5 protein-coding genes are annotated in these 4,535 nt (G+C 68.0%); 4 read left to right on the top strand and 1 reads right to left on the bottom strand.

The features are described 5' to 3' along the window. From CON76_RS12460 to CON76_RS12445, 4 genes are all read left to right on the top strand, one after another. On the top strand, positions 1 to 1,023 hold a 1,023-nt coding region (locus CON76_RS12460; protein WP_101103774.1), incomplete at its 5' end, for an FAD-dependent monooxygenase. Continuing rightward, positions 1,020 to 1,760: a DsbC family protein gene (locus CON76_RS12455; RefSeq protein WP_101103772.1), complete on the top strand. Its 741-nt coding sequence runs from the start codon at positions 1,020 to 1,022 to the stop codon at positions 1,758 to 1,760. The genes CON76_RS12460 and CON76_RS12455, both read left to right, overlap by 4 nt. A gap of 43 nt (positions 1,761 to 1,803) precedes the next feature. Then, positions 1,804 to 2,235: a DUF3429 domain-containing protein gene (locus CON76_RS12450; RefSeq protein ID WP_240592860.1), complete on the top strand. Its 432-nt coding sequence runs from the start codon at positions 1,804 to 1,806 to the stop codon at positions 2,233 to 2,235. 16 nt (positions 2,236 to 2,251) lie between these two features. Continuing rightward, positions 2,252 to 4,138 carry a M61 family metallopeptidase gene (locus CON76_RS12445; RefSeq protein ID WP_101103768.1) on the top strand — a complete coding sequence of 629 codons (1,887 nt, stop codon included), beginning with the start codon at positions 2,252 to 2,254 and terminating at the stop codon, positions 4,136 to 4,138. A gap of 22 nt (positions 4,139 to 4,160) precedes the next feature. Here CON76_RS12445 and CON76_RS12440 read toward each other — a convergent pair. Continuing rightward, a partial coding sequence (locus CON76_RS12440; protein ID WP_145995465.1) for an RNA-guided endonuclease InsQ/TnpB family protein occupies positions 4,161 to 4,535 on the bottom strand: 375 nt, incomplete at its 5' end.

The raw sequence follows: 4,535 nt of genomic DNA, 5'->3' as shown, positions 1-4,535 counted from the left end.
CCCGGCCCGGGGCCCGACATCCGCGCCTACGCGCTCAACGCGGCCTCGCGCGCGCTGCTGCAGTCGGTGCGCGCCTGGCCCGACGCGCCACCGGGCGCCCCCACCGGCGCCCCCCCCAGCGTCACCCCCGTGCAACACATGTGGGTGGCCGAAGGCGATGCCAGCGTGCGCTTTGACGCCCACGCCAGCGGCGCGCAGGCGCTGTCGTGGATCGTGGACGTGCCTGCGCTGGAGCAGCGCCTGGCCCAGGCCCTGCACTACCAGCCCGGCATCACCGTCTTGCACGAACGCCCACCCGCCGCGCTGACGGTGGTGTGCGAGGGCAAACGCAGCACCAGCCGCGATACGCTGGGCTTTACCTTCGACGTGCGCCCCTACCCGCACACCGCCATCGCGGCGCGCCTGCACTGCGAGCGCCCGCACGGCGGCGTGGCCCGGCAATGGTTCATCGACGGTGCCGTGCTGGCCCTGCTGCCGCTGGACGGCCCCGGCGGGCACAGCGTGGCGCTGGTGTGGTCGGTGGCACCAGAGCGCGCGCGCCAGCTGCTGGCCCTGCCCGCCCCCGCGCTGGCAGCGGAAGTGGCCCAGGCCTGCGGCCACGCCCTGGGCGCCATGCAACTGCAAGGGCCCGCTGCGGGCTGGCCTCTGGAACTCTCGCGCGCCCGGCACTGGGTGCAGCCCGGCGTGGCGCTGGCCGGTGACGCCGCGCACGCCCTGCACCCGCTGGCGGGCCAGGGCCTCAACGTCGGGCTGGCCGACGTGGCCACGCTGGCCCGGGTGCTGCACGAACGCGAATACTGGCGCGAGCTGGGCGACCTCAAACTGCTGCGCCGCTACGAACGTGCCCGCCAGGCCGACCTCAACGCCATGGGCTGGGCCACCGACGGCCTGTTTGGCCTGTTCCAGCACAGCGACAGCCGCATCCAGGCGCTGCGCCGCTGGGGCCTGCGCGGCTTTGACCGCCTCGCTCCCCTCAAACACTGGGTCACCCAACAGGCCGCCGGCCACACCACCACCGCATGACACACCTTCTCCGCCCCCGGCTGCGCGCCGCTGCCCTTGCCCCGCTTGCTGCGGCCCTGTTGGGCCTGCTGGGTATCACCGCCCACGCGCAAGAAGCCACCATCCGTAAAAACCTGAGCGAACGCCTGCCCAACCTGCCCAAAATCGAAGAAGTGCGCAAAAGCGCCATGCCCGGCCTGTACGAAGTGCGCGTCAACCACAGCGAACTGCTCTACACCGATGCGCAAGGCGACTTTGTGCTGCAAGGCGAACTCATCAACACCCAGACCCGCAGCAACCTGACCGAAGAGCGGCAAAACAAGCTCAGCGCAGTGGACTTCCAGCAACTGCCCCTCAAAGACGCGTTCACCATCGTGCGCGGCAACGGCCAGCGCAAGCTCGCCATCTTCGAGGATCCCAACTGCGGCTTTTGCAAGCGGTTCGAGAAAGACCTGACCAAAATCAGCAACGTCACGCTGCACATCTTCCTCTACCCCATCCTGGGGCAGGATTCGACTACCAAGTCCCAGCACATCTGGTGCGCCAAGAACCCCGGCAAGGCGTTCGAGGACTGGATGCTGCGCAACATCACGCCCCCCAGCGCCAGCTGTGACACCAGCGCGCTGCAGCGCAACGTAGCCTTCGGGCGCAAGTACCGCATCACCGGCACCCCCACCAGCTTCTTGGTCGATGGCACCCGCGTGCCCGGTGCGCTGGGCGCCGACAAGCTCGAAGCCCTGCTCAACGCCGCACACTGACCGCCCCACGCCCTTTCTTTCCTCCACCACACCCCACCCTGCCGTGAACCGCGACCACCACCTGCTCATCGAACGCCTGGGCCACGCCGGGCTGATCCCGTTTGCCCTGCTGGCCCTGCTGGTGTGGCTGGTGGACGCCGAACTGCGCCCCTGGGCCGCCCAGGCCATGGCGGCCTACGCCGCGCTCATCGCCTCGTTCCTGGGCGGCGTCCACTGGGGTGCCATCTGGGGCCGCAACGGCGTGTCCGAGGTCTCGCCCATCTGGTGGGGCATCACGCCCAGCCTGCTGGCCTGGCCCGGCGTGCTCATGCCCCCCAGCGCAGGCCTTGCCTGGCTGGGGCTGGTGCTGGTGGGCTGCTACGTGTTCGACCGCAAGCTCTACCCCGCGCTGGGCCTGCAACACTGGCTGACGCTGCGTTTTCGCCTCTCCAGCGGCGCCGCCCTGAGCTGCTGGCTCGCCGCTGGCGCCCTGTGAGCACAACCCCGACCCCATGACCACCTCCCACACCGCCCCCGCAGCCCCCGCCAGCCCCGCCGCCGTGCGCTACCGGGTGGAAGTACTCAACCCGCACGCGCACCTGTTCGGCGTCACGCTCGAAATCGACCAGCCCGCGCGCCAGCAACGCTTCAGCCTGCCGGTGTGGATCCCGGGCAGCTACCTGGTGCGCGAATTTGCGCAGCACCTGCAACACCTGCGCGCCGAATGCGGCGGCCAACCGCTGGCGCTGCAACAACTCAACAAGAACACCTGGGAAGCCCGCCCGCGCGTGCCCCACCCCCGCCTCTGCGACGACGCCGCCGCCGACACGCCGGCCCCCATCACCACCCTGACCCTGCGTTACGAGGTCTACGCCTTCGACGCTTCGGTGCGTACCGCTTACCTCGACCCACAACGCGGCTTTTTCAACCCCACCAGCCTGTGCCTACGCGTCCACGGCCACGACCACCTGCCGCACCGACTCAGCGTGGCGGGCCATCCGCACACCCACGGCTGGCAAGTGGCCACCGGCCTGCCCGCGCTGGCCACCGACGCGCACGGCTTTGGCAGCTACGTGGCCACCGACTACGACGAACTCGCCGACAGCCCGTTCGAGCTCGGTGCCTTCTGGAGTGGCCAATTCGAAGTGCGCGGTATCCCGCACCGCTTCGTCGTCAGCGGCGCGCCTCCCTGTTTTGATGGCGCACGCCTGCTGGCCGACACGCAGAAAATCTGCGCCGCCCAAATCGACTTCTGGCACGGCCCGGACGACACCCCACCCTTTGGCCAGTATGTGTTCCTGCTGCACACCACACAGGACGGCTATGGCGGGCTGGAACACCGCAACTCCACCGCCCTCATCTGCCAGCGCAGCGACCTGCCCCGCACCGCTGCAGCCTCTGGTGCCACACCACCTGCCAACAGCGCCAAACCCAGCGACGGTTACACCACCCTGCTCGGCCTTATCAGCCACGAATACTTCCACACCTGGAACGTCAAGCGCCTGCGCCCGGCCGAACTGGCGCGCTACGACTACGAACGCGAAAACCACACCGAACTGCTGTGGTTCTTTGAAGGCTTCACCAGCTACTACGACGACCTGTTCCTGCTGCGCACAGGCCTGATCGACACCACCGCCTACCTGCCACTGCTGGCCAAAACCATCAACCAGGTGCTGCAAACCCCGGGCCGACACGTGCAAAGCGTGGCCCAAGCCAGCTTTGATGCCTGGACCAAGTACTACCGTGTGCAGGAAAACACCCCCAACGCCACCGTCAGCTACTACACCAAGGGCGCGCTGATCGCCCTGTGCCTGGACCTGACACTGCGCGCCGAAGGCCACACCACGCTCGATGCCGTCATGCGCCAGCTCTACCAGCGCTGCAACGCTGGCCCCATGACCGAAGCCCACCTGCTGGCCACCCTGAAAGAACTGGGCCAGCGCAGCTTTGCGCTGGAAGTGGCCGACTGGGTACACGGCACCACCGACCTGCCACTGGCCGACCTGCTGCCCACCCACGGCGTGCGCTGGAACGAAGAACCGGCTCCCACCGCGCAACGCCTGGGGCTGCGCGTGACCGAGGCCAACGGCCTGCACATCAAAAACGTGCTGCGTGGCAGTGCCGCCGAAACCGCAGGTCTGGCCGCTGGCGACGAATGGCTGGCCGTGGAACTGCCCACCACAGACGACGGCGGCACGCATCCCGCCAACGCATGGCGTGTCAAAAAGCTCGACGATGTGGCCTCCTACACCCAAGGCCACACCACCTGCACCGCCATCGTTGCGCGCGATGGCCGTCTGCTGCGCTGCCCGCTGGCCTGGCCCGCCGCCGGCGTGCAAATCAAGCTCGAACGCGACACCAGTGCCCCAGCCCAGACCGGCTGGCTGCCCACGTCCTGATATGCTTGACATCTTCCCCGTCCTAGCGGACGGCGATTCCTGCTGCCAGACGGCGATGCCCCGCCGCGAGAATGTTGCGCGCCGCGTTTACGTCGCGGTCGTGTACCGCTCCGCATTCGCTGCACGTCCATTCCCTTATTCGCAAACCCGCCCTACCTTTCGGACTGCTGGCGGGTATCACCCCGCAGCACGAGCAAGTCTGGGTTGTGTACGCTTCGTTGACTTCTTCAAACACCACACCGGCCTGACGGCTCTTGTTGCCCAACATGGTTTTGAGCATGGCCCAGCCCGCGTCCAGCGTGCTTTTGGCCATACGGGTTTTGACCAGCTTGGCGCTGGCCACGTCGCCCACGAAGATGGCGGCGTTGTTGCGCACCACCTCGGTGCTGAATTTGTG

It is taken from the genome of Macromonas bipunctata, from assembly GCF_002837135.1.
Taxonomy (GTDB): Bacteria; Pseudomonadota; Gammaproteobacteria; order Burkholderiales; family Burkholderiaceae_C; genus Macromonas_A; species Macromonas_A bipunctata.
This window is presented reverse-complemented; position numbering and strand designations above follow the sequence as displayed.